Annotated in this window: 18 protein-coding genes and 1 pseudogene; 9 read left to right on the plus strand and 10 right to left on the minus strand. The window is 63.8% G+C overall.

What is annotated here, in order from left to right; translation table 11 throughout:
* Nucleotides 1-213 precede the first annotated feature (213 nt).
* Together QOZ99_RS04465 and QOZ99_RS04470 are read left to right on the plus strand one after the other, a co-directional pair.
* Nucleotides 214-1,452 (plus strand): Ppx/GppA phosphatase family protein, encoded by a 1,239-nt coding sequence (locus QOZ99_RS04465; protein ID WP_370876791.1) that lies wholly within the window; start codon nucleotides 214-216, stop codon nucleotides 1,450-1,452.
* Nucleotides 1,449-2,183, plus strand: a complete 735-nt coding sequence (locus QOZ99_RS04470) for an RlmE family RNA methyltransferase (protein ID WP_306888744.1) — start codon at nucleotides 1,449-1,451, stop codon at nucleotides 2,181-2,183. The genes QOZ99_RS04465 and QOZ99_RS04470 overlap by 4 nt, the downstream gene beginning before the upstream one ends.
* Nucleotides 2,184-2,222: 39 nt before the next feature.
* Here the strand turns inward: QOZ99_RS04470 and QOZ99_RS04475 are convergent, their stop codons facing one another.
* The gene (locus QOZ99_RS04475) at nucleotides 2,223-3,656 is read right to left on the minus strand and encodes an MFS transporter (protein WP_306888745.1); all 1,434 of its coding nucleotides are present in this window, start codon (nucleotides 3,654-3,656) and stop codon (nucleotides 2,223-2,225) included.
* Nucleotides 3,657-3,962: 306 nt separating this feature from the next.
* Between QOZ99_RS04475 and guaB the strand changes: the two genes are divergently transcribed.
* The 5 genes from guaB (at nucleotide 3,963) to QOZ99_RS04500 (ending at nucleotide 10,471) form a co-directional block, all read left to right on the plus strand.
* Complete coding sequence (gene guaB, locus QOZ99_RS04480) at nucleotides 3,963-5,453, plus strand: IMP dehydrogenase (RefSeq protein WP_306888982.1); 1,491 nt, start codon at nucleotides 3,963-3,965, stop codon at nucleotides 5,451-5,453.
* A gap of 50 nt (nucleotides 5,454-5,503) precedes the next feature.
* The gene (locus QOZ99_RS04485) at nucleotides 5,504-5,935 is read left to right on the plus strand and encodes an MAPEG family protein (RefSeq protein ID WP_306888747.1); all 432 of its coding nucleotides are present in this window, start codon (nucleotides 5,504-5,506) and stop codon (nucleotides 5,933-5,935) included.
* Between the two features lie 10 nt (nucleotides 5,936-5,945).
* The gene (locus tag QOZ99_RS04490) at nucleotides 5,946-7,271 is read left to right on the plus strand and encodes an RsmB/NOP family class I SAM-dependent RNA methyltransferase (RefSeq protein WP_306888748.1); all 1,326 of its coding nucleotides are present in this window, start codon (nucleotides 5,946-5,948) and stop codon (nucleotides 7,269-7,271) included.
* Nucleotides 7,272-7,324: 53 nt separating this feature from the next.
* A complete protein-coding gene (gene guaA / locus QOZ99_RS04495) occupies nucleotides 7,325-8,896 on the plus strand; it encodes a glutamine-hydrolyzing GMP synthase (RefSeq protein WP_306888983.1) in 1,572 nt (523 codons plus the stop codon).
* A 318-nt stretch (nucleotides 8,897-9,214) separates the two neighbouring features.
* On the plus strand, nucleotides 9,215-10,471 hold the full coding sequence (locus QOZ99_RS04500) for a tyrosine-type recombinase/integrase (protein WP_306888750.1): 1,257 nt from the start codon (nucleotides 9,215-9,217) through the stop codon (nucleotides 10,469-10,471).
* On the opposite strand, the gene QOZ99_RS04505 is transcribed toward QOZ99_RS04500, so the two are convergent.
* The 5 genes and pseudogenes from QOZ99_RS04505 to QOZ99_RS04525 form a co-directional block, all read right to left on the minus strand.
* Nucleotides 10,461-10,730 carry a helix-turn-helix transcriptional regulator gene (locus QOZ99_RS04505; RefSeq protein WP_306888751.1) on the minus strand — a complete coding sequence of 90 codons (270 nt, stop codon included), beginning with the start codon at nucleotides 10,728-10,730 and terminating at the stop codon, nucleotides 10,461-10,463. The two genes, QOZ99_RS04500 and QOZ99_RS04505, sit on opposite strands and share 11 nt — an antisense overlap.
* Before the next feature lie 378 nt (nucleotides 10,731-11,108).
* Nucleotides 11,109-12,014 carry a LysR family transcriptional regulator gene (locus QOZ99_RS04510; RefSeq protein WP_306888752.1) on the minus strand — a complete coding sequence of 302 codons (906 nt, stop codon included), beginning with the start codon at nucleotides 12,012-12,014 and terminating at the stop codon, nucleotides 11,109-11,111.
* A 286-nt stretch (nucleotides 12,015-12,300) separates the two neighbouring features.
* Nucleotides 12,301-12,546: pseudogene (locus QOZ99_RS04515) on the minus strand (DUF932 domain-containing protein); the annotation flags it as partial.
* 359 nt (nucleotides 12,547-12,905) lie between these two features.
* Complete coding sequence (locus QOZ99_RS04520) at nucleotides 12,906-13,697, minus strand: hypothetical protein (RefSeq protein ID WP_306888753.1); 792 nt, start codon at nucleotides 13,695-13,697, stop codon at nucleotides 12,906-12,908.
* 7 nt (nucleotides 13,698-13,704) lie between these two features.
* The gene (locus QOZ99_RS04525) at nucleotides 13,705-14,193 is read right to left on the minus strand and encodes a hypothetical protein (protein ID WP_131627705.1); all 489 of its coding nucleotides are present in this window, start codon (nucleotides 14,191-14,193) and stop codon (nucleotides 13,705-13,707) included.
* Nucleotides 14,194-14,313: 120 nt separating this feature from the next.
* On the opposite strand from QOZ99_RS04525, the gene QOZ99_RS04530 reads away from it, so the two are divergent.
* Nucleotides 14,314-15,849 (plus strand): PDDEXK family nuclease, encoded by a 1,536-nt coding sequence (locus tag QOZ99_RS04530; protein ID WP_306888754.1) that lies wholly within the window; start codon nucleotides 14,314-14,316, stop codon nucleotides 15,847-15,849.
* Nucleotides 15,846-16,421: a hypothetical protein gene (locus QOZ99_RS04535; protein WP_306888756.1), complete on the plus strand. Its 576-nt coding sequence runs from the start codon at nucleotides 15,846-15,848 to the stop codon at nucleotides 16,419-16,421. Before QOZ99_RS04530 ends, QOZ99_RS04535 begins: the two co-directional genes overlap by 4 nt.
* 524 nt (nucleotides 16,422-16,945) lie before the next feature.
* Here QOZ99_RS04535 and QOZ99_RS04540 read toward each other — a convergent pair.
* From QOZ99_RS04540 to QOZ99_RS04555, 4 genes are all read right to left on the minus strand, one after another.
* Nucleotides 16,946-18,829 carry a UvrD-helicase domain-containing protein gene (locus QOZ99_RS04540; protein WP_306888984.1) on the minus strand — a complete coding sequence of 628 codons (1,884 nt, stop codon included), beginning with the start codon at nucleotides 18,827-18,829 and terminating at the stop codon, nucleotides 16,946-16,948.
* A gap of 2 nt (nucleotides 18,830-18,831) precedes the next feature.
* Nucleotides 18,832-20,823 carry an ATP-dependent nuclease gene (locus QOZ99_RS04545; protein WP_306888758.1) on the minus strand — a complete coding sequence of 664 codons (1,992 nt, stop codon included), beginning with the start codon at nucleotides 20,821-20,823 and terminating at the stop codon, nucleotides 18,832-18,834.
* Nucleotides 20,824-20,976: 153 nt separating this feature from the next.
* The gene (locus QOZ99_RS04550; protein ID WP_306888760.1) at nucleotides 20,977-21,630 is read right to left on the minus strand and encodes a hypothetical protein; all 654 of its coding nucleotides are present in this window, start codon (nucleotides 21,628-21,630) and stop codon (nucleotides 20,977-20,979) included.
* Nucleotides 21,630-24,728 carry an HsdM family class I SAM-dependent methyltransferase gene (locus QOZ99_RS04555; protein WP_306888762.1) on the minus strand — a complete coding sequence of 1,033 codons (3,099 nt, stop codon included), beginning with the start codon at nucleotides 24,726-24,728 and terminating at the stop codon, nucleotides 21,630-21,632. Before QOZ99_RS04555 ends, QOZ99_RS04550 begins: the two co-directional genes overlap by 1 nt.
* Nucleotides 24,729-25,056 lie beyond the last annotated feature (328 nt).

Raw genomic sequence — 25,056 nt, forward strand, 5'->3', positions numbered from 1 at the left:
CAACGAGGGTTCGTCGGCGCGGGGTTGTGCGCCGCCCGCAGAAGCTAGGCGGGCGCGTCTCAGGGATCGATGCGAAGCTCGCGGCCACGCCATAAGGCCGGCATAAGTCGCGCGCGGAGCGGCCATCCGTCCGGTCCGGGCGGCGCGTTCCGGGCATCCCTGTCATGATGGCGATTGCGTTGGCGCTTCCGAATGTTACATTTCCCGGGAGTCATGAACAAAGCGGTCCTTGTGGCGCGCACCGCGCCGGCAGGGCCGCCGGCTTCGGCCGGGGAACCCGAAATGGTCGACGAGACCCAGACCTGGGCAGGCCCGCCGACGACCGAGAGGTCGTCGCGCGAGGATCGCCCACAACCTCACGCGCGCCATCGCCACGGGCGGGGACGGCGCGGCCACGCGGCGCACCCGCCGGCGGAGGCCGGCGGGCCGGCCCGCGCGCGGCCCAATGAAGGTTGCTATGCTGCGCTCGACCTCGGTACCAATAATTGCCGCCTGCTCGTCGCCCGCCCCACCGCGAACGGCTTTCGCGTGGTCGATGCGTTTTCGCGCATCGTGCGCCTCGGCGAGGGCCTGATCGGCTCGGGCCGGCTCGGCGAGGCGGCGATGGACCGGGCGGTGGATGCGCTCGGCGTCTGTGCCGCCAAGATTCGCAGCCGCCACATTGCCGGTGCCCGGCTCATCGCCACCGAGGCGTGCCGCTCCGCCCTGAACGGGGCGGATTTCATTCGCCGGGTCGAGCGCGAAACCGGGCTGGCGCTGGAAATCGTCGATCGCGAGACCGAGGCGCGCCTTGCCGCCGCCGGCTGCACGCCGCTGGTCGATCCCTATTCGGATGGCGCGGTATTGTTCGACATTGGCGGCGGCTCCACCGAGGTGGTCTGGCTCGACCGGGTGGAAACCTGCGACGGCGGCCCGCCCGCGGCCATCATTCGCGCCTGGGTCTCGGTGCCGCTCGGCGTCGTCACCGTGGCCGAGCGCCATGGCGGCGTGAAGGTGACGCGCGACGATTTCGAGGCGATGGTGACGGAGTTTTCCCCCCATCTCGACGGGTTCGTGAAGGCGGTCGGCCCGCATAATTGCGGACGGCTGCACCTGCTCGGCACGTCCGGCACGGTGACGACCATTGCCGGCGTGCATCTCGACCTGCCGCGCTATGACCGCTCGCAGGTCGACGGCACCTGGCTGGGCGCCGAGCAGGTGCGGGTGGTGGTTGACCGGCTGATCGAGATGCCCTTCTCCGAGCGCGCGGCCAACCCGTGCATCGGCGTGGAGCGCGCGGACCTCGTGCTCGCCGGCTGCGCCATCCTCGAAGCGGTGCGCCGGGCCTTCCCGTGCGACCGGCTGCGCGTGGCCGACCGCGGGTTGCGCGAGGGCATATTGGTGGAACTGATGCGCGCGGACGGTGTCTGGCGCGAGGGCGTCGAGGCGCCCGTGGCGAGGACGAATACGTGATCGACAAGCCTGAGGCCCGCAAGGGCGGGGAGGCGCGCCCGCTCAAGGTGCGCCTGAAGAAAGCCCGCTCGCTCTCCTCCTCCTCGCAGAAATGGCTGCAGCGCCAGCTGAACGACCCCTATGTCGCCCGCGCCAAGCGGGAGGGCTGGCGCTCGCGCGCGGCGTTCAAGCTGATCGAGATCGACGACAAGATGAAGATCCTCAAGCCCGGCGCGCGCGTCGTGGATCTTGGCGCCGCGCCCGGCGGCTGGAGCCAGGTCGCCGCCCAGCGCGTGAAGGCGGAGGAGGGGCGCGGCAAGATCGTCGCCATCGACCTGCTGGAGATCGACCCCGTCGCCGGTGTCGAATTCGCCCAGATGGACTTCCTCAAGGACGACGCGCCGGAGCGGCTGAAGGCCATGCTCGGCGGCGAGGCGGACATCGTCATGTCCGACATGGCGGCGAACACCACCGGCCACCGGCCGACCGATCATCTGCGCATCATCGGGCTGGTGGAACTGGCCATCGATTTCGCGCGGCAGGTGCTGGCTCCGGGCGGTGCCTTCATCGCCAAGGTGTTCCAGGGCGGCACCGAGAACGCGCTGCTGGCCGAGCTCAAGCGTGACTTCACCACGGTGAAGCACGTGAAGCCGCAGGCGAGCCGGGCGGATTCCGCCGAGCTTTACGTCGTCGCCACCGGCTTTCGCGGCCGCCAGAGCCGGGATCAGGATCAACTCCCGGATCCGGACTGAGAGAGAGAGAGACTGAGAGAGAGACCGGCGCCGCGCGGCTCAGGCCGTGCTGCCCATCTCGCCCGGCGCCTCGGCCGGCGCCGCCTCCCGGCGCGGCCGGCCGGACAGCGCGGCGCCGGCATCGCGGGGCAGGCGGACGAAGAAGAACACCGAGCACACCGCGATCATCGCCACCACGACGAAGGCCACGCTGAAGTCGGACAGGTGGATCGTCCCGTCGCCGCGCAGGCTGCGCAGGCTGTCCAGCACCAGTGCCGCCACCGCGACGCCGGTCGAGATCGACACCTGTTGCGCGACGCTGGCGAAGCTGGTGGCCCGGCTCATCGCCTCGCTGGAGATGTCGGCATAGGACAGCGCGTTGGTGCTGGTGAACTGCAGCGAGCGGAAAAAGCCGCCGACCAGCAGCGCGATGATCAGCGCCAGATGCGACATCTCGGGCCGGAACACGGCAATGACCGCGATGCAGGCCGAGGCGATGAAACAGTTCACGATCAGCACGCGGCGGAAGCCGAAGGCGCGGATGATCGGCGCGGCGGTGAATTTCATGGTCATCGCGCCGGCGGCGGAGGCGAAGGTGATCATGCCGGAGGCGAAGGGCGAGAGACCGAAGCCCAGCTGCAGCATGAGCGGCAGCAGGAAGGGCAGGGCGCCGATGCCGACGCGGAACAGCGAGGCGCCCACCACGCCGGCGAAGAAGGTGGGGATGTTGAGGAGCGTCAGGTCGAGGATCGGCCGGTCGGTGTGCCGGGCATGGCGCACATAGAAGAACATCGCCACCGCGCCCACCACGATCACCACCAGCGCGATCCACGGCTGCACCGCGTGCTGCCCCAGCAGCGCGAAGCCGAACACCAGCCCGGCGAGGCCGATGCCCGACAGCGCCATGCCATGCAGGTCGAAGGGCGGCAGGTCGTCCTCGCGGATATCGGGAATGAAGCGGGTGGCCAGCAGCACGCCGACCAGCCCGATCGGTATGTTGAGGAAGAAGATGTAGCGCCAGTCGAAATAGGTGGTGATGAAGCCGCCGAGCGGCGGACCGAGCACGGGGCCGATCAGCGCCGGCACGGTGAGCCAGGCGAGGGCCGAGACGATGTCCTGCTTGGGCACGGTGCGCAGGATCACCAGCCGGCCGACCGGCACCATCATCGCCCCGCCCATGCCCTGGATGATGCGGTAGAGGACGAAGTCCGTCAGCGAGGAGGCCAGCCCGCAGAGCAGCGAGCCTATCGTGAAGATGACGATGGCCGCGCGGAACACGGTGCGCGAGCCGAACCGGTCGGCGAACCAGCCGCTGGCCGGGATGAACACGGCGAGGCTGAGCAGATAGGAGGTCAGCGCCAGCTTGAGCGCGATCGGGTCCTCGTGGAGATCGATGGCGATGGCCGGCAGCGAGGTGGCGATCACGGTCGAATCGAGCTGCTCCATGAACAGCGCGCAGGCGACGATGAGGGGAACGAGGCGTTCAGGGCGCACTGGGCAAAACCGGCATGTCGCGGGAAAGGTCGGGCGAGGTGGCATATAGCTCGCCAATGCCGCACCGGCGAGGCCTGACGCCGCGACAGCGGGCTTTCACGATAGGGTGAGCGGGCCCTTTTGCGGACGCGCATCCGCATTGCGTCACAGGCAGAGCAAGCGCCTAGGAAAGCGTCCCGCGCCATGGTATGAGCCCTCGCCAACCCGAAGGGCGCGGATGACGGTTTTTCCGCTCCCTTTTGCGTATTCCATCCATCGGGCTGGCGCGGCTTGGCGCGTCGCATGCCCCAGATCTGGGAGTTGGCGATGTCGGTCCATGACGGCCTCGCGCGGGAAGCGCTTACCTTCGACGACGTTCTCCTCAAGCCGGGCCTGTCCGATGTCATGCCGGGGCAGGTGGATATCCGCTCGCGCGTCACGCGCTCCATCCTGCTGAACATTCCAATCATTTCCTCGGCCATGGACACCGTGACCGAATGGCGGCTCGCCATCGCCATGGCGCAGGCCGGCGGTCTCGGCGTGATCCACCGCAACCTCGACCCGGAAGTTCAGGCCGAGCATGTGCGGATGGTGAAGAAGTTCGAGTCGGGCATGATCGTGAACCCGGTCACCATCCACCCGGACCAGCCGCTGGCCGACGCGCTGGCGCTGATGAAGAATCACGGCATTTCCGGCATTCCGGTGGTCGAGCGCGGGCGCAATGGCCGCGCCGGCAAGCTGGTCGGCATCCTCACCAACCGCGACGTGCGTTTCGCCACCAATCCCGCCCAGCCCATTTCCGAGCTGATGACCAAGGACAAGCTCATCACCGTCCGCGAGGGCGTGGAGCAGGCCGAGGCTAAGCGGCTGCTGCACCAGTTCCGCATCGAGAAGCTGCTGGTGGTGGATGATGAAGGCCGCTGCGTCGGCCTGATCACCGTCAAGGACATGGAAAAGGCCGTCACCAACCCCAACGCAGCCAAGGACGAGCAGGGCCGCCTGCGCGTGGGCGCGGCGACCAGCGTCGGCGACGATGGTTTCCACCGGGCGGAACTGCTGGTCGATGCCGGCGTCGATCTCGTGGTGGTCGATACCGCGCACGGCCATTCGCGCAAGGTGCTCGATCAGGTGAGCCGCATCAAGCAGCTCTCCAACAAGGTGCAGATCCTGGCCGGCAACATCGCCACGGGCGAGGGCGCGCGGGCGCTGATCGATGCCGGCGCGGACGCGGTGAAGGTCGGCATCGGGCCGGGCTCCATCTGCACCACGCGCATCGTCGCCGGTGTCGGCGTGCCCCAGCTCACCGCCATCCTCGACGCGGTGGAGGTGGCCCGCCAGAGCGACATCCCGGTCATCGCCGATGGCGGCATCAAGTTTTCCGGCGATCTCGCAAAGGCGCTGGCTGCCGGTGCCGATTGCGCGATGATCGGTTCGCTGCTCGCGGGCACCGACGAGAGCCCGGGCGAGGTCTATCTCTACCAGGGGCGCTCCTATAAGTCCTATCGCGGCATGGGCTCGGTGGGTGCCATGGCGCGCGGTTCGGCCGACCGCTATTTCCAGGCCGAGGTGAAGGACACGCTCAAGCTCGTGCCGGAAGGCATCGAGGGGCAGGTGGCCTATAAGGGCCCGGTGGGCGGCGTGCTGCACCAGCTGGCCGGCGGCCTGCGCGCCGCGATGGGCTATGTCGGCGGCGGCACGCTGGAGGAGTTCCGCGAGAAGGCGCAGTTCGTGCGCATCTCCGGCGCCTCGCTGCGCGAGAGCCATGTCCACGACGTGACCATCACCCGCGAGAGCCCGAACTATCCGGGCGGGGCGTGAGCGCCCGCCCGTCATCCTGATCCATCCGCTCGCGAAGGAGACCCGGCGCCGTGACCGTCACCGCCATTCTGCTTCCCGTCCTGCTCCAGGTCGCGCTCACCTTCGCGGTTCTGGCGCGGCTCGGCGTGGTGCGCTTTGCCGCCATCCGCGCCGGAGAACTGGACCGGGAGCGGGCGGTGCTGGACGACACCGCGTGGCCGGACCGCGTGCGGCAGGCGGGCAACTGCTTCCGCAACCAGTTCGAACTGCCGGTGCTGTTCTATGTCGTCATGGCGCTGGCGCTGGTGACGCGGCAGGCGGACGGGCTGATGGTGCTGCTCGCCTGGCTGTTCGTCATCAGCCGCGCCGTCCACGCGCTGGTGCATGTGACCAGCAACGACATCCGCCTGCGCTTTTCTGCCTTCGCCGCCGGCGTGGTGCTGCTGCTGATCATGTGGATCCGCTTCGGCTTCGGCATTCTCCTATCGCCGGCGCTGCCGTGACGAGGACCACATGATACCTGCTGCCCGCATATCCGCTGCCATCGAGGTGATCGGCACCCTTCTCGCCGAGCGCCGTCCCGCTGCCGACGTGCTGAAGGACTGGGGGCGCGCGCATCGCTTCGCCGGCTCCGGAGATCGGGCCGCGCTGTCCTCGCTGGTCTATGACGTGCTGCGCCACCGCGCTTCCGCCGCCTGGATCATGGGCGGCGCCGAGGGCGAGGAAACCCCGCGCGGGCTGGTGCTCGGCATGCTCCGGCGCGGGCGTGGCCTTGATGTCGATGCCATCGCCGCCCTGTGCGACGGCGGGCGCTTCGCCCCCGAGCCGCTGAGCGAGGACGAACGGGCGCGCCTCAGCGGGGCCTCGCTCGACGACGCCCCCGCCCATGTGCGCGGCGATTATCCGCAATGGCTCGATGCCGCGCTGGCCGCCGTGTTCGGCGAGGCGCGGGTCGAGGAGGGCGAGGCGCTGGCCGAACGCGCCCCACTCGACCTGCGCGTCAACACGCTGAAAGGCGCGCTCGACAAGGCGCTGCCGCAGCTTTCCCATCTTTCGCCCTCGGTCGGCGAGTGGTCGCCGCTCGCCCTGCGACTGGAGCTGGAGGCGGATGGCAAGGCGCCCCCGCTCACGGTCGAGCCGGCCTATCTCAAGGGGCTGGTGGAAATCCAGGACGAGGGCTCGCAGCTCGCCGCCATTCTCGCCGCTCCGCCGCGCGGCGGGCAGGTGCTGGACCTGTGCGCCGGGGGCGGGGGCAAGACGCTCGCGCTCGCCGCGCTGATGGACGGCGTCGGCCAGCTCTATGCCTATGACGACGACCTGCGCCGCCTCGCGCCGATCCATGAGCGGGTGCAGCGGGCCGGTGCCCATAACGTGCAGGTGCGCTCGCCCAAGGGGCGGGGCCCCGGCCGGGTCGACGTGCTCAAGGATCTCGAATCCCGCATGGATCTCGTGCTGGTCGATGCGCCCTGCACCGGCACTGGTACCTGGCGGCGCAACCCGGATGCGAAGTGGCGCATGCGCCCCGGCGCGCTGGCCGAGCGGGTGAAGGAACAGGCGGAAATTCTCGAGGACGCGGCCCGTTTCGTGAAGCCGGGCGGGCGCCTCGCCTATATTACCTGCTCGCTGCTCGACGCGGAGAATGTCGACCAGATCCGCGCTTTCACCGCCCGCCACCCGGCCTTCCGGGTCATCCCGCCGGCCGAGGCCGTGCTGGCGCTGGGCGAGCGTGGAATCGCGCTGCGCGAGGCTTCGCTGGAGCGCCCGGAAGGACTTCTGCTGACGCCGCGCCGCACCCGCACCGATGGCTTCTTCATCGCCCTGTTGGTGCGCGAGGCCTGAGGCCTGATATGAACGCAACCGAGAACGCCGCCCGCGAGACGATAGAGCCGATCATGACCGAAACCGACGCCCCCGCCCATCACGACACCATCCTCATCATCGATTTCGGTTCGCAGGTGACCCAGCTCATCGCCCGCCGGGTCCGCGAGGAGGGGGTCTATTCCGAGATCGTGCCATATCAGAGCGCGGCCGAGGCGGTGCGGCGGCTCAATCCCGTCGGCATCATCTTCTCCGGCGGCCCGGCCTCGGTGACCGACGAGGGCAGTCCGCGCGCGCCGCAGGAGGCGTTCGATGCCGGCGTGCCGATCTTCGCGATCTGCTACGGCCAGCAGACCGCGGCACTGCAGCTCGGCGGCGAGGTTGAGGGCGGCCATGCCGCCGAATTCGGCCGCGCCGAGGTGACGGTGAACAAGCCGAGCGCCCTGTATGAGGGCGTGTGGGAAGTCGGCAGCCGCTATCCCGTGTGGATGAGCCATGGCGACCGCGTCACCCGCCTGCCGGACGGCTTCGAGGTGGTGGCGACCTCCGAGAACGCGCCCTGCGCCATCGCGGTGGACGAGGCACGGCGCATCTACACCACCATGTTCCATCCCGAAGTGGTGCACACCCCGCATGGCGCCGCACTGATCCGCAATTTCGTGCGCACCATTTCCGGCGCGCGTGGCGACTGGGGCATGAAGGCCTATCGCGAGGAGTCCATCCGCCGCATCCGCGAGCAGGTGGGCGAGGGGAAGGTGATCTGCGGCCTGTCGGGCGGGGTCGATTCCTCCGTCGCCGCGGTGCTGATCCATGAGGCGATCGGCGACCAGCTGACCTGCGTCTTCGTCGACCACGGCCTGTTGCGCCTCGGCGAGGCGGAGAAGGTCGTGACGCTGTTCCGCGATGCCTACAACATCCCGCTGGTGCATGTGGATGCCTCGGAGATGTTCCTCGGCGCGCTCGAAGGCGTCACCGACCCCGAGGTGAAGCGCAAGACCATTGGCAAGCTGTTCATCGACGTGTTCGAGGAAGAAGCCCGCAAGATCGGCGGCGCGCAGTTCCTCGCCCAGGGCACGCTCTACCCCGACGTCATCGAGAGCGTGAGCTTCACCGGCGGTCCCTCGGTCACGATCAAGAGCCACCACAATGTCGGCGGCCTGCCTGCGCGCATGAACATGAAGCTGGTGGAGCCGCTGCGCGAACTCTTCAAGGACGAGGTGCGCGCGCTCGGCCGCGAACTCGGCTTGCCCGAGGTGTTCGTCGGCCGCCACCCCTTCCCGGGGCCGGGGCTGGCCATCCGCTGCCCGGGCGAGATCACCCGCGAGAAGCTCGACATCCTGCGCCTCGCCGACGAGATCTACCTCGAGGAAATCCGCCGCGGCGGCCTCTATGACGAGATCTGGCAGGCCTTCGCGGTCATCCTCCCCGTCAAGACCGTGGGCGTGATGGGCGACTACCGCACCTATGACTATGTGGTCGGCCTGCGCGCCGTGACCTCGGTCGACGGCATGACGGCGGATTTCTACCCCTTCGACATGGCCTTCCTCGGCCGCGTCGCCACCCGCATCGTCAACGAGGTCAAGGGCGTCAATCGGGTCGTCTACGACATAACGTCGAAGCCGCCGGGGACCATCGAGTGGGAATGATTTTTGCCTATCCGGCAGTATCCGTTTTTACGCTCCGTTACGCCATAATGCGTTGAATTTGCTGGGTAATATATACGTCATCTATCGCCGTCTATCGGGGGGCAGTGTTCCGATTTGACGGTATAGCAGACGGTATGGGTTAACTTGTTCGATCGCGAATTTCTCTATACCGTCACGGCTGAGAGAGCTGATGACGGTATAATTATTTGTGTTAACAGGCTGATTAGCAATGGAAATTGTGCTTTCAGCATCGCCTGTTTTCGCCTGACGGTATAATCAGCGCCTCTCCCCGGTTTTTAGACGGTTTTGGAGGCCCTCATGCTTACTGACACTGCGATTAAGTCACTGAAGTCCCAGAAGAAATTATACAAGGTGAGCGATCGTGACGGTATGTACGTCGTAGTGCAGCCGTCGGGGGCGATCGTGTTCCGGTACGACTACCGCCTCAATGGACGTCGCGAGACGCTGACGCTCGGCCGATACGGTCCAGATGGCCTCTCGCTCGCCAGGGCTCGCGAGAAACTGATCGACGCGAAGCGGGCGATTTCAGAGGGCCGGTCACCTGCTCAAGAGAAGCAGCACGACAAGCGGCGCCTGAAGGAGGCGAAGCGGTTCGGCGAGTTCGGTGAGAAGTGGTTCCAGGAGTCGCGCATGGCCGAAAGCACGCGCGCCATGCGACGCTCGATCTACGAGCGGGACATCCTGCCAACGTTTCGAAACAGGCTTTTGACGGAGATCACGCCGGACGATCTCCGCATGATGTGCGGGAAGGTGAAGGATCGCGGCGCTCCAGCCACGGCCGTGCATGTGCGGGATATCGTGAAGCTGATCTTTGCATTCGCGATCTTGCATGGCGAGAAGGTCGCCAACCCAGCGGATGAAGTTGGGCCCGCGTCCATCGCGACCTTCGTACCGAAGGATCGTTCGCTATCACCTGCCGAGATCCGCGTTATGCTCGGTCAGCTCGAGCATGTACCGACCCTGCCGACTATACGGCTAGGGATGAAGCTGTTCCTGCTAACGATGGTCAGGAAAAGCGAGCTGCAGGACGCGACGTGGAATGAAGTCGACTTCGAGAACGCCGTCTGGTCGATACCCAAGGAGCGAATGAAGCGGTCGAAGGCACACAACGTCTACCTGTCACAGCAAGCCGTCGACATCTTCATCGCGCTGAAAACTTGCGCGGGCAATTCGCGCTACGTCCTTCCGTCGCGATATGACGCGGACGCGCCGATGTCGCGGGCGACGTTCAACCGGATCACGACCGCAGTCGTTGTCAGGGCGAAAAAGGAGGGACTGCCACTCGAACCCTTCACCGTTCACGATATGCGACGCACTGGCTCGACCCTGTTGAATGAGCTCGGCTTCAACAGCGACTGGATCGAAAAGTGCCTAGCGCACGAAGACGGAAGGTCCTCTCGGGGTGTCTACAACAAGGCGGAGTACGAGCATCAACGCCGGCATATGATGCAGGAGTGGTCCAATCTGGTGGACGCATGGGTCTTGGGGCGGAAGTACGTCCCGACTCTGCTCCCGCCGACGATGGAGCTGCTTGAGCTCGAGCCTAGTGTTTGACTGGCCGGGAACGGCGCAATCTCACGTCGGGGCCGGGAGCACGTTTAACAGTCTTGGCCCGTGAAGCACGGCGTCGAGCATCGAGCCAGGCTTCGACCTCTGCTAAGTCCCAGACGACGCAGCGCGAGGTGAGGTAGAAGCGCTGCGGGAATTCTCCTCGCTGCTCCATGTCGTAGATCGTGCTATCGGCAAGCGGCACGATCTCTCGTAACTGCTGTCGGCGAATTGTTTTGCGGGCGAAATGCGGTGCAGCGCTCATACTGTATCTCCACGTTTTTGCTCTTGTGGAGATAGAAGGCGATAGATCCTCCGCTTTGAAGCCCACGTGCGCATGCGTGCGGTAAAATCGGGCAGTAGCGTACACATCGGACGGGTGGTCCCAGAGGGCAGGTTTCTCTAGGAGCGCCCACCAAGCCTTTCGGCTCACGTTCGAAGAGCCACCGCCCGTGGAAATTTGGCTCGTTGGAACGCACGACAGACTTCAGAATCCGTGCCTGCAAGGAGTGTCGGTCCGATCTCGACCACCCGCACCATCCTTCAAATCAGCCTGAGACTCAGTGAGCTGGCTCAGCGGAGCAGGTTTGGCACCGTCATCTAAGATGGACGGAGGGACGATGCTGCGTTCTCCAGGTGGCTATCACACGTCAAAGGTAAGGGCGTAGCGCGTTTTGATAAAACGCAGAAGTCGGCGCAAGGCCGGGTTCACGTTGCTGTCGCGCCAATAGGCTGAATAGGCGGTTAGCGCGGGGCCTTGTTCACCGTGCATGGGGCGATAGACCAGCTCAGGATAGCTAACTCCCGTCGCGCATTCGCAGACAATACTGATCATGCTGTTGCTGCCGAGAACGCTCAGGATCGTTTCGCGGCTCGACTGGTTCATCCGGATGTGTGGCGTGGCGCCTGAGAGCGACACGCGGCCGAGCAGGATATCTCTTATCTCCGGACCCGGATCTGCGGCCTGCAGCATGAAACGCTCGCTGCGAAGATCGGTCCAGTGAACCACCTCGCGACCCGCGAGTTCATGGGACGCAGGAAGGGCGACGTGCAAGCGTTCGCTCCAGAGCGGTTCGCAGCGAAACCCCTCATGGCCGGTCGCGCCCATGAGTATCGCAATGTCGATCTCGCCGGTGTTGAGACCTGCGAGCAATGCTCCGCGCTCGCCTTCGATGACCTCGACCTCGACTTCGGGATAAGTCTCGTGCCAGCTCATCAACGTAGCTCGAAGGTTGCCGGCCGATAGCGAGCTGTTATGCCCAAATACGAGGCCACCTGCTTGACCTTGGCCAGCGGCTCGCATCATCGCCACGAGTTTGTCAGCAGAGGCCAACATCGGTTTCGCGCCACGGATGAACGCACTGCCCGCGAGCGTCAAAGTGACGCCCGCGGGAGAGCGCTCAAAGATCGGCATGCCGATCGACCGCTCCAGTTTCAGAATATTACGGCTGACCGTTGACTGTTCGGTGTTGAGGCTTCTGGCCGCACGGTAAAAGCTTCCATGATCTGCCGCCGCAATAGCGTAGCGAAGGTGACGAAGATCGAACATAAAGCTGCCGAGACCTCACTTCCGAACAGTCATTGAACATTATGCTGCGCTACGCAGCGTGAGATGAGTTGGGATTAACCGCGCTCAGCGCCCCGATTACGGCCTCTGCCAGCTTCGAGGACGATTGCGGGTTCTGGCCAGTCATGAGGTTGCCGTCGGTGACCACGAAAGTGCCCCAGTTGCGCCCCTGCTCGAAATGGGCGCCTTTCTTCCGCAGCGTGTCCGCGAGCAGCCAGGGCGCATTGTCGGCGGTGCCGAACTCGATCTCTTCCTCATCCGTGAGCGAGGTCAACCGCTCCGGGTCATTGCGGTTCGCCTCCACATGGATCAGGGCGCTTTCCACCACGCGGGTTCGGCTGTGGTCGGCGCGGTCACGCACCGATCGCGCCAGGTCGGAGAGCGAGAGGTAGCGTTCGTCGGCCGGACGCGAGAACCACTCGGACGAGACGCGGCCGACCCGCTGGCCGCGGCTGACATCCACTTTGTAACCGCCGGTCGTGTCACGGCGCGCATCGAGGACTTGCATGTTCATGGGACCAAACTCCATGACGGGCGCGGGAGCCTCTCTCCAGCTTTTCACCCGTCACGGAAACCGGTCCGCACTCTCACCCTCAGGGGGGCGTTGCGGGGTCTCCCCGCAGAAGGGGTCGGCCGAGACCTTGGCTCGGCCGCAGGGGAAGGCTTTCCCCCTCGCGCTCATCCTTTGCGGACGAATCCGTAAGGAGGGCCGGAGAACCCTAGATCGGGCTTTCAGTAGCGTTGTCTTGGTCAGGAAACCTTTTCCCGCAGCCACGATGACAGGCCGGCGTCGAGCACCATGCGAGAAAGCTTTCGCGGACCAAGAAGTGTGACGCCTGCCGGACTGCTTTCCTCGGAGATGTCGCCGGTGTGCTAGACGAAAAACATCCGGTCGTACGCATCGGCCTCCCCCAAGCGGGCCACATAGTCGTTCAGGGCCGCGGATGTAGCTTGCGATTTGACCTGAACGAAAGCGCGCTCGGCCGTGCTGGGCAAGATGAGCTCCAGGTCCACAGTCTTCTGCGTACGCCCGAGCTGGCTAACCCGGCGCCAACCGCTGGTCGAGAAAACGAGATCGACGAGAAGCTCGAAGTCTTGCCAGGTGAGAAGGCGCATCAGATCCACGATCGCCGTCATCAGCGCTCGTTCGGCCTCTTCGGCTGCGGCGACCTCGGGGGAGAGCTGATCGCTAAGTTTTCGCAGGAGATAGTCTCCCGCCCGAACATCGCAGATCGTCCCCCGGAACATCTGCACCTTCAGCAGACGTCCCGATAGCCGGTCGGCCGAGAGCAGGGTGCCGTTGACGCTTGTGTTGAGCCATCCATCCGCGGTTTGACGACGGTGGCTGCGATCATCGAGCAATTCGACTGGGCCGCTGGGCCGGCACCAGTAGAGGAGTCCGCCGACGAACGTGATGAAGATCGAATGCTCGTCGGCCTCGTAATAGGCCCGGATCTGATTGACATCGCGGGTCGCGGCGCCGGCATCACTGCGGATGGTTTTCATTGCCTCCCAGACACCTTGCCAGTCGCCGCGAGCACACAGGTCGTGCGGCGCCTCTCGATAGCCGAACCGCAGGACGCCATCGCGCAGGCTTTCGGCCTCCCAGTCTCCGCCGCGACCGAGCTTGATGTAGTAGAGGTGGGAGGCCGTGACAGCGGTCATTCAGAAATCAAGCCTCGCCTTCGCATACTCTATCGATCTCTGATCGGACGTGTTCGGCGATCCGATCGAGTTGCACGAGTAGAGCCACGTCGCCTGCCTCGGCCAATCGGTCCGGAAGGTGCCGCAGGTCGTCGCCCGCAAAGAGAATGAAGTCGTAATACGGCGGCCAAGCCATCAGTGTCGTGCCGGCGGCCCTTGGGTCTCGCGCAAACACCTTTCGAACATCGTCACGCGAAGCGATGCCATTTGCCTGTTCGAATGAAAGGCCAAGGTCAATCAGTTGCTTCGCCAGACGCATCAGGCAGAGGTCGACTAAGCCAAAGCGTTTCCACTTGGCGCGGACCCGGCTCAAGTCGGGAGCCGGTGAATCGCGATGAACGAACGGCGCCATCAATCCGCTCGAACCGAGCAAGCCACGCTTCAGGTATGAGCGTAGCCCCTCGTATCCGATAGCGACGATCTCCGCTGCCTTCGCCGTCGTGACGGTCTGTTCCATTGCGCGCCTAATTCGGTTCTGTCAGAACCAATATGCACCACTATAGAAATTGGTGTCAATAGGACCAATCTTTCGCCGGAAAGGAGAGGTTGCGATGCCTACGGGGAAAATTTGAGCGTCATGCGGACAATATCGGGAGATGAAGCGAGGGCACTGATCGAGAGCCAGTTGGCTGCGCACGGCCAAGGCGTGCTCTCCGTCCTCGCGCAGTATCGGCGAGATGACGCGGTGGCGGCATGGCATGAGACGATCCGGGCCGTCGAGGAATTCATCAATCTGCCAAGATTCGGGATCGCCGACGTTCGGCTTCGAGCTTGGTTGTGCGCGATCCGATTGGACGGCGCTTTTGTTGCAAATCCGGGTCCGACATGGCTGGCCGTGCGTCAGGCGCTCGCGCCTCATCTCGAACCATCGGTTGTTGGCCGATTCACGCGGATCATGCTGTACGCCGGGGCAATGGGTGTGGCCTTTGCCGCGCATGGCCAGGACGCTCGTAACGCCAGCATCACGCTCGACACGATCGGCGGGGCAGTCGATTATTTTCAATCGCGGCGACGGCACTTCGTCTCGCTGCTCTACACCATGCCCCATGCGTGTTCCGGCTCGCTGGTTCTTCAGCCCTATGACGCGCTGACCGTCCTTCTGCCCCAGGTCGAGCACAGCTGCATCGCCATCACCGGCTTTCACCATAAGCTTGCGCTGCTCGAGGCGCTGCCGGATTTCAGCCTGGAGGTCGACGGCATTGGTGCGATGGCCAGCCACGACTTTCAGACCTTTGACGACTATTTTCTTGAGCCGGAACGTGCGTCGATCCACGTCATGGCCGAGCTACGCGGCGATCAGTTCACAATGCCGCCCATGGAACCGGTGGATGGCCGGAAGATTTTCTCGACCGCCGAACTGCGCAACGGCGTCAAGCTGATCGGCGCGACCTATGAGGCGTTCGGCCTCAAAGATTCCGACTTTTCCGCCATGGGCGTGCTGGTGGTCGCCTTCGCCCGCTATTCCCGAGACGATTTCTATGTCGAGATCGAGAAGGACAAGTTTCGCTCGATGCTGCGCGCGCAGAACGAGTTGAATCCCACCGAACTCGAGATGCTGCTGGTGAACATACCCTCGGACTACGCAACCAACACCAACGCCTATCAACCGTTTCTGGACCTGGGCGATCGGGTTGTCTCGAACGTCAATCTGCTATCGCGCTTCCTATACGCGTTCAAGAATGTCCACCTCGGCAGCCGCCGACGCTTTCAGATTCACGCGGGTTTTATTTTTGAGGACATGGTCAAGCGTGACTTGGAGCGGATGGGCTTCACCGTCACGAACATCAAGCGCATCAATCGGAAGGAATTCGACGTCGTCGCTACGCATGACGGTGTCATCTTCAACATCCAATGCAAGAACAACTGGATCGATCTTTCGAAGATCGAGGCTGAACGTAAACTGTTCGTCCGGTATAATCGATCTCTCACGAACTACTATTTGCGAGCGCTGAAAAAGGAGATCGGCCGCGAGCATCTGCTCAAACAGGAACTGGGTATGGACAAGGTCGTGCATTACGTCGTCAGCCGGTTTCCGGTCATCGGCGCCGACGCAGCGGTGATCAACTACAATCAGATCGAACGGCTTCGTCCCGCCGGTCGGGTGGGCGCGTGACGAGCGGCCTTGCAGACATCGGCGCGCTGCTCGCGCGGTTCACGGGTCCGGACCTGACACAAACCCTCGCTCGGATCGAGAGCGGGGTTCGCGGCGTGACGGCGGAGGGCTGTGCGAGCTTTCTCGAAAGCGCGGGGGCGGGTCGAGAGGCACTGGCCGCGGCGGCGGAAATGAAACGCCTGGCCGGCCAAATCAACGTTACGATCCATGCGCTCGGCATCCTGTTGTGCCTTCCACACATCCTCGAACCGGATGAGCGGGTGGAATATGTGTCTCTCGGCGCTGGAAACACCGGACGCGATTTTGATCTGGAGACCAACCTGCGGGTCGCCGAATTCAAGTTCATCCGATGGCGGGGCGGCGCGGGATCGATCCGCCAGAATTCGGTGTTCAAGGATTATCTGCTGCTCGCGGAGCATCCTACTGGGAAACGGAAGCACCTCTATCTGCTCGGAACCGAGCACGCGCTGAAGTTTTTGCGAGGCGGCCGGGCGCTATCGAGCGTGCTGAGCCGGAATGACAAGCTGCAGAAGATGTTTTCCGGTCGCTTCGGCGACGCCACCGAGCCATGAGCGCCGTGAGCAACGGCTGGTCGATGTCACCTTCTCCGAGAGAGGTGCGGAACAGTGCTGGTGATGACTGACCCTTGAAGCTGGAAACTTCATGCGTACCGAGGATGGCCGGTGTGCTGCCGATCACATCCTCATAGCGTCGGTCAAGCATCCAAGGATAGATCGAGAACGCCTCGCCAAATAGGACCCGATGCCCGCGCGGATGTCGGAGTTCCAGCGCGCGTCCGTGGGTGACCGCCGAGAGCGCGATAAGATCGCGAAAGCTCGCCAGCGCCGAGACTTCGCTAAATATCGGTGGCGCCGCTGTGTTCAGGATCAGGACGGCGGGTTCGAACTTCTGCCCGAAGTTGTCAGCGAAACGGTTGAGGAAACGCCTGAGCATGGGGTGCGTACGCTTCAGGGTCGCAACGCGGCCATCGTGTCCGGGGGCAAGCGCCGCGATGTCGCAGCCGATTGCAGCTTCCAACGGAATATTGGGAAGGACGAACACTGGCGCCCAATCGGCGGTCATGATCTCGACCCACTCATATTGCGATTTCCGGCACGCCCGCATCAGTCAGAAGCTGATAGAGCTCAGCCACATTGTTTCGGTTTCCGCGTTGTTGGCAGAACGCGAAGATAGCGCGCTGTTTCGCCCGCGAGAGGGCGACGAAAAACGCAGCGACGCCCTCGGGGTCGCCGGGGGTGTGGGCCCACCAAGCACGGTCGTCGAGGCCTACGAAGATGATGGTGTCGTATTCGAGGCCCTTGCTCTTGTGGACGGTCATCATCGGAATCTGATTGACCCCCTCGAACGCATCCAGGCAGGCCGTCCAGTTGGGGGCACCATCGGCCGAAGCGAAGAAGTGGATGCAAAAAGCTTCAAGGATGATCTGAAGCAGGTCGCCAACGCCATATTCGGCATAGGTTCGGGCGATCGCTCCGAGATCCAGATATTCGAAAACCCGTCGGACGAAATCGGCAGCGCTTTGCCGCGACGGGGCAGCAGCCGCCATGTCGGTGCGCAAGGCCGTCAGAAATGCGCTGAGTTCCGCCTCGACCTTGGCCGCGCGCGCATCATCGTCTTGCCCGGTAGCGCGCAGCGCCAGGACAGAAGACGAGACCAGCTGCCATGCGGTCGGCGCGCGGCGTGTCGCGCCCAGGCGGAAGATTGCAATCGCGAGCCGGCTCAGGTCATCAGATAGCAAATCCTGAAGCGAGGTTTTGCCGAGAGCATGGCTCTCATTGCGAATCCGCAGGCCATGAACGGCGAAGGCTCCAGCGAGTTCGTGCTCATAATCATCGGACTTCTGCTTCACTAGGAGGGCGTAGTCGCGCGGCGCCCGGCCGCGAGTGGCAATGTCATTGGCGATCCATTGCGCCAGGTGGGCGGCTTCCGCCGCAATGGTCTGGCTGGACCAAACCTGGGCCACGTCGCCATCGACCTGACGGGCGGTCTGAGCGACTGTAGGGACGGTGTTCGGATCGAGAGCGCGCGCGACGATGTGCTGGATCGCGACCAGGTCCGGCGAGGAACGGAAGTTGAAAAGGAGGGGGAACCTTGCTCCGCCGAAATCGGCCTGCAGCCGCTGAAAGGCGTCCTGACGCGCGCCGGCGAAGACCATGATCCGCTGCTTGTCGTCACCGACGCCGGTGATGATGGTTTGCCCGCCAGAGAACGCCGAATGCAGGAAGTCGTATTGCGCGTAAGTCGTGTCCTGGAATTCGTCGACGAAGACGAAGGGATAGGTGGCGACGAGCGCCCGGCGGATGTGGGGATTGGCCCGTAGCAGCCGCTCTGCGAGCCGGTTGATACCTATGAAGGTGAGTAACGAAGGCTGTGCGGGCTGCAGTTGTGTCGCCCACCACCGGGCGATCGTGAACTCGGCGGCATTCTGGGGCGCGATCGGCCCCATCGGCAGGCGGTAGCTGCCGACGATCTTGGCTTCGAAGTCGCCCGCGCTGTAGCCGGCGATTTCGGCCTGCCATTCCGGCGGCGCGCTGAGGCGGGCGAGCGTCAGGAAGCCTTCGACCGCCTTCCGCTTCGGGAAGGCGATTTCGTAGGGCCGCGTCGGGCGCCAGTCAGTGGGAATGGCGTTGAGAAAACGATCGACTAGGCTCTTGGTGAAGGCGTCGAAGGTGACAGACACGAACCGGTGGGCGAACTCTGGCGGGCACCGCTTGCGGACCCGCGATGCGAGATTGTTGGCCGCATCGGTTTTAAACGAAATCGCCAGCACGCGGTGCGGCGCTCGGCAGAGGCCCGTCTCAAGGAGATAGTCGGCGCGCTGCGCCAGGAATTCGGTCTTGCCGGCGCCAGGACCCGCGACCACGCATGCCGAGCCGGCGTGGCGCAGGGCGTTCCACGCAGCCGGTTCGAGGTCGTCTATGCCGCTGGGGCGCCAGTCCTCTGGCCGAATAAGGCGCATGGTCACAGGCCCGCAAGCGGCGGCGGCGGCGGCGGCGGCGGTGGGGGCGGCGTCAGGCGCGCGACAATCGACGTCAGGAGGGCACGCAACTCTTCGGGCGCGCCCGCCGCGAGCGCGACCGGGTCTTGGGCGCTGAGCACCCGGACGTGGGTGCTCGGCTTGCCGCGCCCCAAGAACAGATAGCGATACCAACGCATCAAGGCGTCGTGGTCAGCACCGTAAAGATGAGGCAAGCCGTCATCGCCCAGAACCGACGTGCGAGGCTCCCCTGCGGGCGACGGCCCTTGGCGGCCCGGTTCAATGACCTGATAGGCCACAGGAAAGGCCCTCAGCATCGAATAGTCGAGATCGAGGGGCGTGCAGAAGTAGACGTGGAACTGGCGGAGCCAGTTCGTCCATTGAGTGATAGCGACGGAGTCCTGGATTGGCAGATTGTCGAAAGCCGCTAGGTTGACCGCTGGTCCTTGGGGATCGAGGAACTGTCCGAAAATGGCTTGAGGCGTGACATTGTTCGCAAGCAGTTGCGTACAGGCCGTCTTTATACGACCCCATCCTCCTCCGGAACGGCCCCAGTCGAGATCCAGCAGGGTGGCGTAGGGGATGTCGAGATCGGTCAGCAGTCGCCAGAGATGGTTTACATGCCGGCCGCCCAAGGGAACGACCGCGACGAAGGATCGATCGATGTCGAGCCCCATGACGTCGGCGAGACGGGGAAGAACGACCTCCTCGGACGCGCCTTCCCCCAGCACGACGAAGCGCGCGAAGTAGAGTTCGGGATAGGTGCGCACAGCCTCGCGGATGAACTTCGAGGCTTCTTCTTCGCCGACGGGGAGGGTGATCGGGCGGATGCGGGCCGTTCGATCCTGCGGGTCGAGGCGGAAGTGCCGGACTTGGGTTGGATCGACCCGGGCGAGTATGCTCGGGGAATGGCTGGAAACAACCGCCTGCGCCTGCGGCGACTTCGTTAGGTCCAGGATCTGCCGGACGATGCGAGAGAGATAGAACGGAGCGAGATTGTTTTCGGGCTCTTCGATCGCGATGAGCGTGAGCGCCGGCAAGGGTACGCCGCCAGGCTGGAAACCAGCCCCGGCGGGATCGGCTACGATCCCACCTTCAACATCCAACGTCGCGGCGGTCATGGCCAGATGGAAGAGTGACCTCTGGCCGTCGCTCAGGTCATCGAGGGCTCGCTCCCGTCCGGCCTCGTCGGGACGGAAGACCACCTCCACCTTCCGGATGAAATGCTCGAACCGCAGATCGAGCGGGCGAAAAACCGGCGTCGTGTCGGTCCCGGCGGTGTAAACTTCCTGCCACCGTCGCGTCACTGCTGCGGCAATCACGTCGACGGCCGGCTCCCCGGCGAAAGCGTGGTTTAATGTGGCGCCGGCGTTCGTGAACGTATCGCGGACGCCCTGCGACCAGTTGATGGCACGCCACAACCGGCCGCGCAGAAAGGCCGTCACCTGGGAGGCGCCGTCCCGCGTCGCCGGTACGTAGATCATTTGAATCCGCGCCCGGTCGGTGGCTTTCAACTCAGTGCAGTCGGCGTCGGCGAATGGCCCGAAGGTCCTGACCGCCCAGTATTTCTGTTCAATCGCGCCGTCGAGCGAACCGTCATCGGTCCAGGTCGCTTCGAGGCGCAGGCGGCATTTCAGCTTGCCGCCCTCTTCAGCGGCCATCTGATGGAAGAATTCCGGGATCGCCGCGCCGGCGGCACCGTCGGCATCCAGTTCCGGAAAGGCGATGATCGCCTCCAGCACGAAGTTTCGCTGGAGTGGCGCAATAAGCTCGGCGGAAGGGACGTGAAAATCCTGACGCCGCAGTCGTCGCTGATCGCCCGTCACGCCGAAGAGGCGCTGCAGGGCCTGCATCAGGGCGGTTTTGCCCGCGCCGTTGACGCCGACAAAGGTGGTGAGGCCGGAGGTTAGATCGACGCTTGTCGCAACTGGGGCGAAGCAACGGAAATTCGTCAGACTGAGTCGCTCAATAAACATTTTAGCCGACCTCCCCTTATTGGTGGCCGATCGCGTCAAGTTTCCCTTGATTAGCAGTCGCGGCCTTCCATGATTGCGTCACTTATACTTCATCGATCAATACAAGGCGCGCTGAAGCTTCAAGAATCGAGAGGCCCCTAAAGCACGCCTTACTCAAGCGTTTGTCGCGACCGCTGACGGCTTCGAAAATAGCGCGTGGCGAAGTTCGATCTGTGATCCGGTTTGGCGGGTGTGCCTTGTTCGGAAGCGCTCAATCGTTTCGATCGCGGCAAGTGGTGTAGGTCCCTCAGCGAGCGCGAGAGGCACATGGCTGCCGATGGCGTCGGCAATCCGTGATTTAGCAAAGGGCATGTCGCCGTCGAGCACGTAACCGAGCATGCACCCCACGGGAAGCTGCTCGGCATACTGCTCGGTGAGAAAACGCATCATGCCCTGGGTGACGTATACGGTAGCCAGGGAACTGCGGCTTCCGCCGTTTATCACGTTCAGCCGCTTGCACTCATAAGCCAGGTATCGCTCCCGATCCCAGTCGAAGAGTACAGCGATGTCGATGATGCCCTTGCTGTATTTCGACCCGTCTGGATTAAGGCCGAAGGGCTCGAACTGATACTCGACCCAATGACACAAGCGACGCACCACGGCGTCCTTGGCCAGCCGATCGACGAGGTTGATGGTGATGGCATCTTCGCCGGGTTGTTCGGGAAGCACCCCCATGCACGATGGCCACGCCGCCGCGATCCTCTCCAAGAAGCGATCGTCAAACGATACGAAGTTGTCGACCCATCCCTGCACATCGCCGATCAGCATCAATCCGCGCCCCGCTTTTGCGGCAGGGCGGCGGCTTGCTGGAGGTCGAGCGCTATACCATCGGCATCGGCGAGCGCGGTGGAGCGCAGCCAGAAGCGCATCTGCATAGGCTTGATGAGATAAAGGCAGTCGCCGACGAAAACGCGCAGATCCGGCATGAGCTGGAAATTGCCGTCCAGGGGCCTGTGGATATGGGCTGCGAGCTGCTCGAGCACGTCGCTGAGTTCACCGGCTGCATCCTCGGCGTAGTCTTCATGGCCGCCCAGATGAAGGCGGAGGATCGCGAGGTCAGCGCCGCGCGCGACAAGGCGCGCATCGATCTTCTTGCCTTTGAACCAGTCCGCGAGGCTGGCCGACAAGGTGTGCGCGTATTGAGCGCGTTGCGGTTCGTCGGGCGCGCCCCAGAGTTTGGGGAAGTGGCCCTCATGCGGCTGAAGCGCGGGGAGGATCGCCTCGACGGTGTCGTCGATCAGCGCGATTTCATCGGGCGACAGGCAGAAGTATTGGTACGCTAGCTGGTCGATCGTCCGCAGGATCTCGCCGTCGTCGACTTGCATCGAGAACGGCTCGTTGGAGCGTTCGCGTGCGTCGTCCACCATCGCGATCAACTTAAGGGCGGCCTGCGTGGCCGCAGTTGGATCGGGGACATCGCCGGGCGACGGAAACGGCAAATGTAGCAGGTCGGCTTGCTGGACTTCGGGTCGATCCGAGCCGAACGAAGCGGTGCCATGAAAGGCGTACCAGACCGCCACGCGACTATTGAGGATCGCGGTCAGTAGTTTGGCGCGGTCACTCTCGCCCTTCGGCACCACAATCGCCTGGAAAATATGCTGGAAGGTCAAAGGCTGATCGCAATAGGCGGCGCGAAGACGGTTCTGCGACGTCTCGACTCCACGCGGGATAAGAATCCGCGAGCCATCGAACCCGGCCTCGAAGCCGCGACGACGAACCGTCGATGATGCGGCCGGCAGCAAGCCCTCCACGGTCTGAGCTAGGCGTGAGTAGGCCGCAATTGGCAGGTCCGGCAGTTGGCCGACATATGCGCTTTCGAGTGGAGGCGCATCGCTATCGCTGTCTTCATTGAAGGGCTGATAGCCTTGCCCGATGACCCATCGGTCGCCCGGCTCTTCGCGGCGGCGGCTTAGGCCTCCAAAATCTTTGACGAAGGCCTCTAGCTTTGGAAGCCTTGCGAGATAGCCGAAGAGTTTGGCGTCCGGCTCGCGCATCCAAAGGCGCTGCTTGAAGATGAGCGGGTTGTCGAGAACCGCGCCCACCCCGAGCGAGGCTTTGTCCGCGCTGCTCAGCGTGATGACACGCTTGATGCGCAGGTTGAGGTCGGCCTTTGGCGCCCAATAATCGAAGCGATACGGGAAATTATCCGGATTCGCGCTGCCGTAGACGATCAGGGCTGCGGGGCGATGGGCTTTTTCGAAAAGCTGAAATCGAAGGTCAGCGAAGTTGATGACGCGGCGGACCTGGGATTTCCGGAAGAATGCATCACGCGCCTCGACCGTCTTTTGGGCGTGGTTGTGCAAAAATCCCATCGCCGGCAGCAGGAACGCGATCACTCCGCCGTCGGCGAGATGCGACAGGGCCTTCCAGCTGAACGCCCAGGCGTCCTCGCCGCCAGGCATGGGATGGCCGGCTTTCTTGCTCCACTGCACAGAAGAACGCGCCGGACCGCGGCGGCTGGTCCATGGCGGATTGCCGATGATGACCTCGTATCGGGCGCCATCAGGTGACACTTCGAAAAAGTCGCGGCAGACGAGGGTCTTGCCCCAAAGTTCCGGGAGGAGTTTCCCCCGGGTGATGAGCTTTCGGATGTCGCGCGGCGACACCTCCTCGAGGAGGGCCACGTAAAGCGAAAACACGGCGACCCGAACGGCGCCGCCATTCAGATCCCAGCCATGGATCTGGCTCAGCAAGGACAGCAGCGTCTTCCAAGAAATCGTCTGCGTCTTGTGCTTGGCGCGCCAGTGTTCGCAGAGTCGTTGGAAGGAGCGGACGAGGAAAACGCCTGAACCGCAGGCAGGGTCGAGGAAGTTTCCTGTCGTCCTTGTCGCATCCGGCAACATCTCCCACGCTTGGGAAACGACCGTGTCGGCGAGGAACATGGGCGTGTAGTAGGCGCCGTTGGCGCGTCGTTCGGCCTCGCGTTCACCTAGGAACCGATCGTAGACGGCGCTGACGAGCTCGATCGGGATATAGCGGAAGTCATAGCCCCAGAACCGTTGCTGTCCGGAACGCGCCATTTCTTCACGGCCTGACCGGAACCGCGCCAGGATCGTCAGATGCGCCGGCGTGACTTCTGGCGCCTCGCCCGTGGCCTCGAAGGAGCACGGCGCGACGAACAGATCGCCGTTAAAATCCGCGTGGAGAGTCCGGAAGAAGGACCGGAAGAGATTCACGTCGCCGGTTTCCAGCAGCGCCGAAAAACTCTCCGCGCTCTTCTCGGAGACGGCGGCAAAGTAGGTGGGGGTTACGATCTCCCGGTCCTCAAGGTAGGCGATAAACATCGCCTGTATGAGCAGGGCCTGGGCCGCATCGGGAGCGAGCGCGGCCTTCTGCAGGAGGTCATGCGACGCATTCAGATTGTCGAGGAGTACCTGATCGATGCGTTCTTTCGGGGGGAAATACTCGCCGTAGTCCTTCCATAGACGTCCGGATTCCGCGCCGTAAATAAGGTTCTGAAACCGCAGCGCTTCCGTCGTTAGGCTGAGGCTATCGATGAGGCAGCGGGTCTCGAAGGCGTCGCCTGGATCGCTCAACGGAGTACGGGCAAGCGAAAACGCTCTGAGCATATCGTCGGCGATAACCAGCAACAGGCTGGCCAAGCCCTGATTCCAGAGCGCGCCGTGAAGATCGATAATAGCTGCGCGGTCGTAGTGATCGGCTTCCAGGATCGCGACGGTTGGGACGCCTTGGACGCAGAAGATCGCCGATACACCCATCTCGGTGAGGGCGGCTCGGATAGCCGGCGCGTGCGGCACGTCGCTGACGGCCTCCGCTGACTCGTAAAGTTCAGGCGAGCGCCGATGTGTGAGCCCCAAGCGGTCTTTCCACTCCGGCGCCAATGCGGATGCCAGGGTGGTGGTCATGCTCGTCTTCCACGTCGTTCGGTTTGCGGGCCGATCGCTGTCGGGGGAAACTGCAGATAGCCTTGAGCGAGATCCGCCTCGGTAGCCGTAAGAGCCGACTGCAAGCGCGACACGATGGGTCCACAAGGAACGCATAGGGTGGAGGCGTCGGGCGACGGACGCGTAGACGTGCCAGCCTCAACGAGACGGATGCTATCGGCTTCGATTAGGGCAACGCAGGTTTCCAGCGAGAGCCAAGATTTGCCGCGACACTCCCTGAATAGTTCATCGAAACGGTTGCCAACTGTGCCAACGCGGACGCCGAAATCTCTGACCAGTTCGGCCACGA

This window comes from Ancylobacter amanitiformis (assembly GCF_030814815.1).
Classification (GTDB): Bacteria; Pseudomonadota; Alphaproteobacteria; order Rhizobiales; family Xanthobacteraceae; genus Ancylobacter; species Ancylobacter amanitiformis.

Excerpts from the sequence above, each read along its gene's own strand:
- QOZ99_RS04525 (WP_131627705.1), bottom strand. The coding sequence starts at position 14,193 with ATGGAACAGACCGTCACGACGGCGAAGGCAGCGGAGATCGTCGCTATC.
- QOZ99_RS04555 (WP_306888762.1), bottom strand. The coding sequence starts at position 24,728 with ATGACCACCACCCTGGCATCCGCATTGGCGCCGGAGTGGAAAGACCGC.
- QOZ99_RS04500 (WP_306888750.1), top strand. The coding sequence starts at position 9,215 with ATGCTTACTGACACTGCGATTAAGTCACTGAAGTCCCAGAAGAAATTA.
- QOZ99_RS04505 (WP_306888751.1), bottom strand. The coding sequence starts at position 10,730 with ATGAGCGCTGCACCGCATTTCGCCCGCAAAACAATTCGCCGACAGCAG.
- QOZ99_RS04510 (WP_306888752.1), bottom strand. The coding sequence starts at position 12,014 with ATGTTCGATCTTCGTCACCTTCGCTACGCTATTGCGGCGGCAGATCAT.
- QOZ99_RS04520 (WP_306888753.1), bottom strand. The coding sequence starts at position 13,697 with ATGACCGCTGTCACGGCCTCCCACCTCTACTACATCAAGCTCGGTCGC.
- QOZ99_RS04540 (WP_306888984.1), bottom strand. The coding sequence starts at position 18,829 with ATGCGCCTTATTCGGCCAGAGGACTGGCGCCCCAGCGGCATAGACGAC.
- guaA (WP_306888983.1), top strand. The coding sequence starts at position 7,325 with ATGACCGAAACCGACGCCCCCGCCCATCACGACACCATCCTCATCATC.
- QOZ99_RS04465 (WP_370876791.1), top strand. The coding sequence starts at position 214 with ATGAACAAAGCGGTCCTTGTGGCGCGCACCGCGCCGGCAGGGCCGCCG.
- QOZ99_RS04490 (WP_306888748.1), top strand. The coding sequence starts at position 5,946 with ATGATACCTGCTGCCCGCATATCCGCTGCCATCGAGGTGATCGGCACC.
- QOZ99_RS04545 (WP_306888758.1), bottom strand. The coding sequence starts at position 20,823 with ATGTTTATTGAGCGACTCAGTCTGACGAATTTCCGTTGCTTCGCCCCA.
- guaB (WP_306888982.1), top strand. The coding sequence starts at position 3,963 with ATGTCGGTCCATGACGGCCTCGCGCGGGAAGCGCTTACCTTCGACGAC.
- QOZ99_RS04550 (WP_306888760.1), bottom strand. The coding sequence starts at position 21,630 with ATGCTGATCGGCGATGTGCAGGGATGGGTCGACAACTTCGTATCGTTT.
- QOZ99_RS04530 (WP_306888754.1), top strand. The coding sequence starts at position 14,314 with ATGCGGACAATATCGGGAGATGAAGCGAGGGCACTGATCGAGAGCCAG.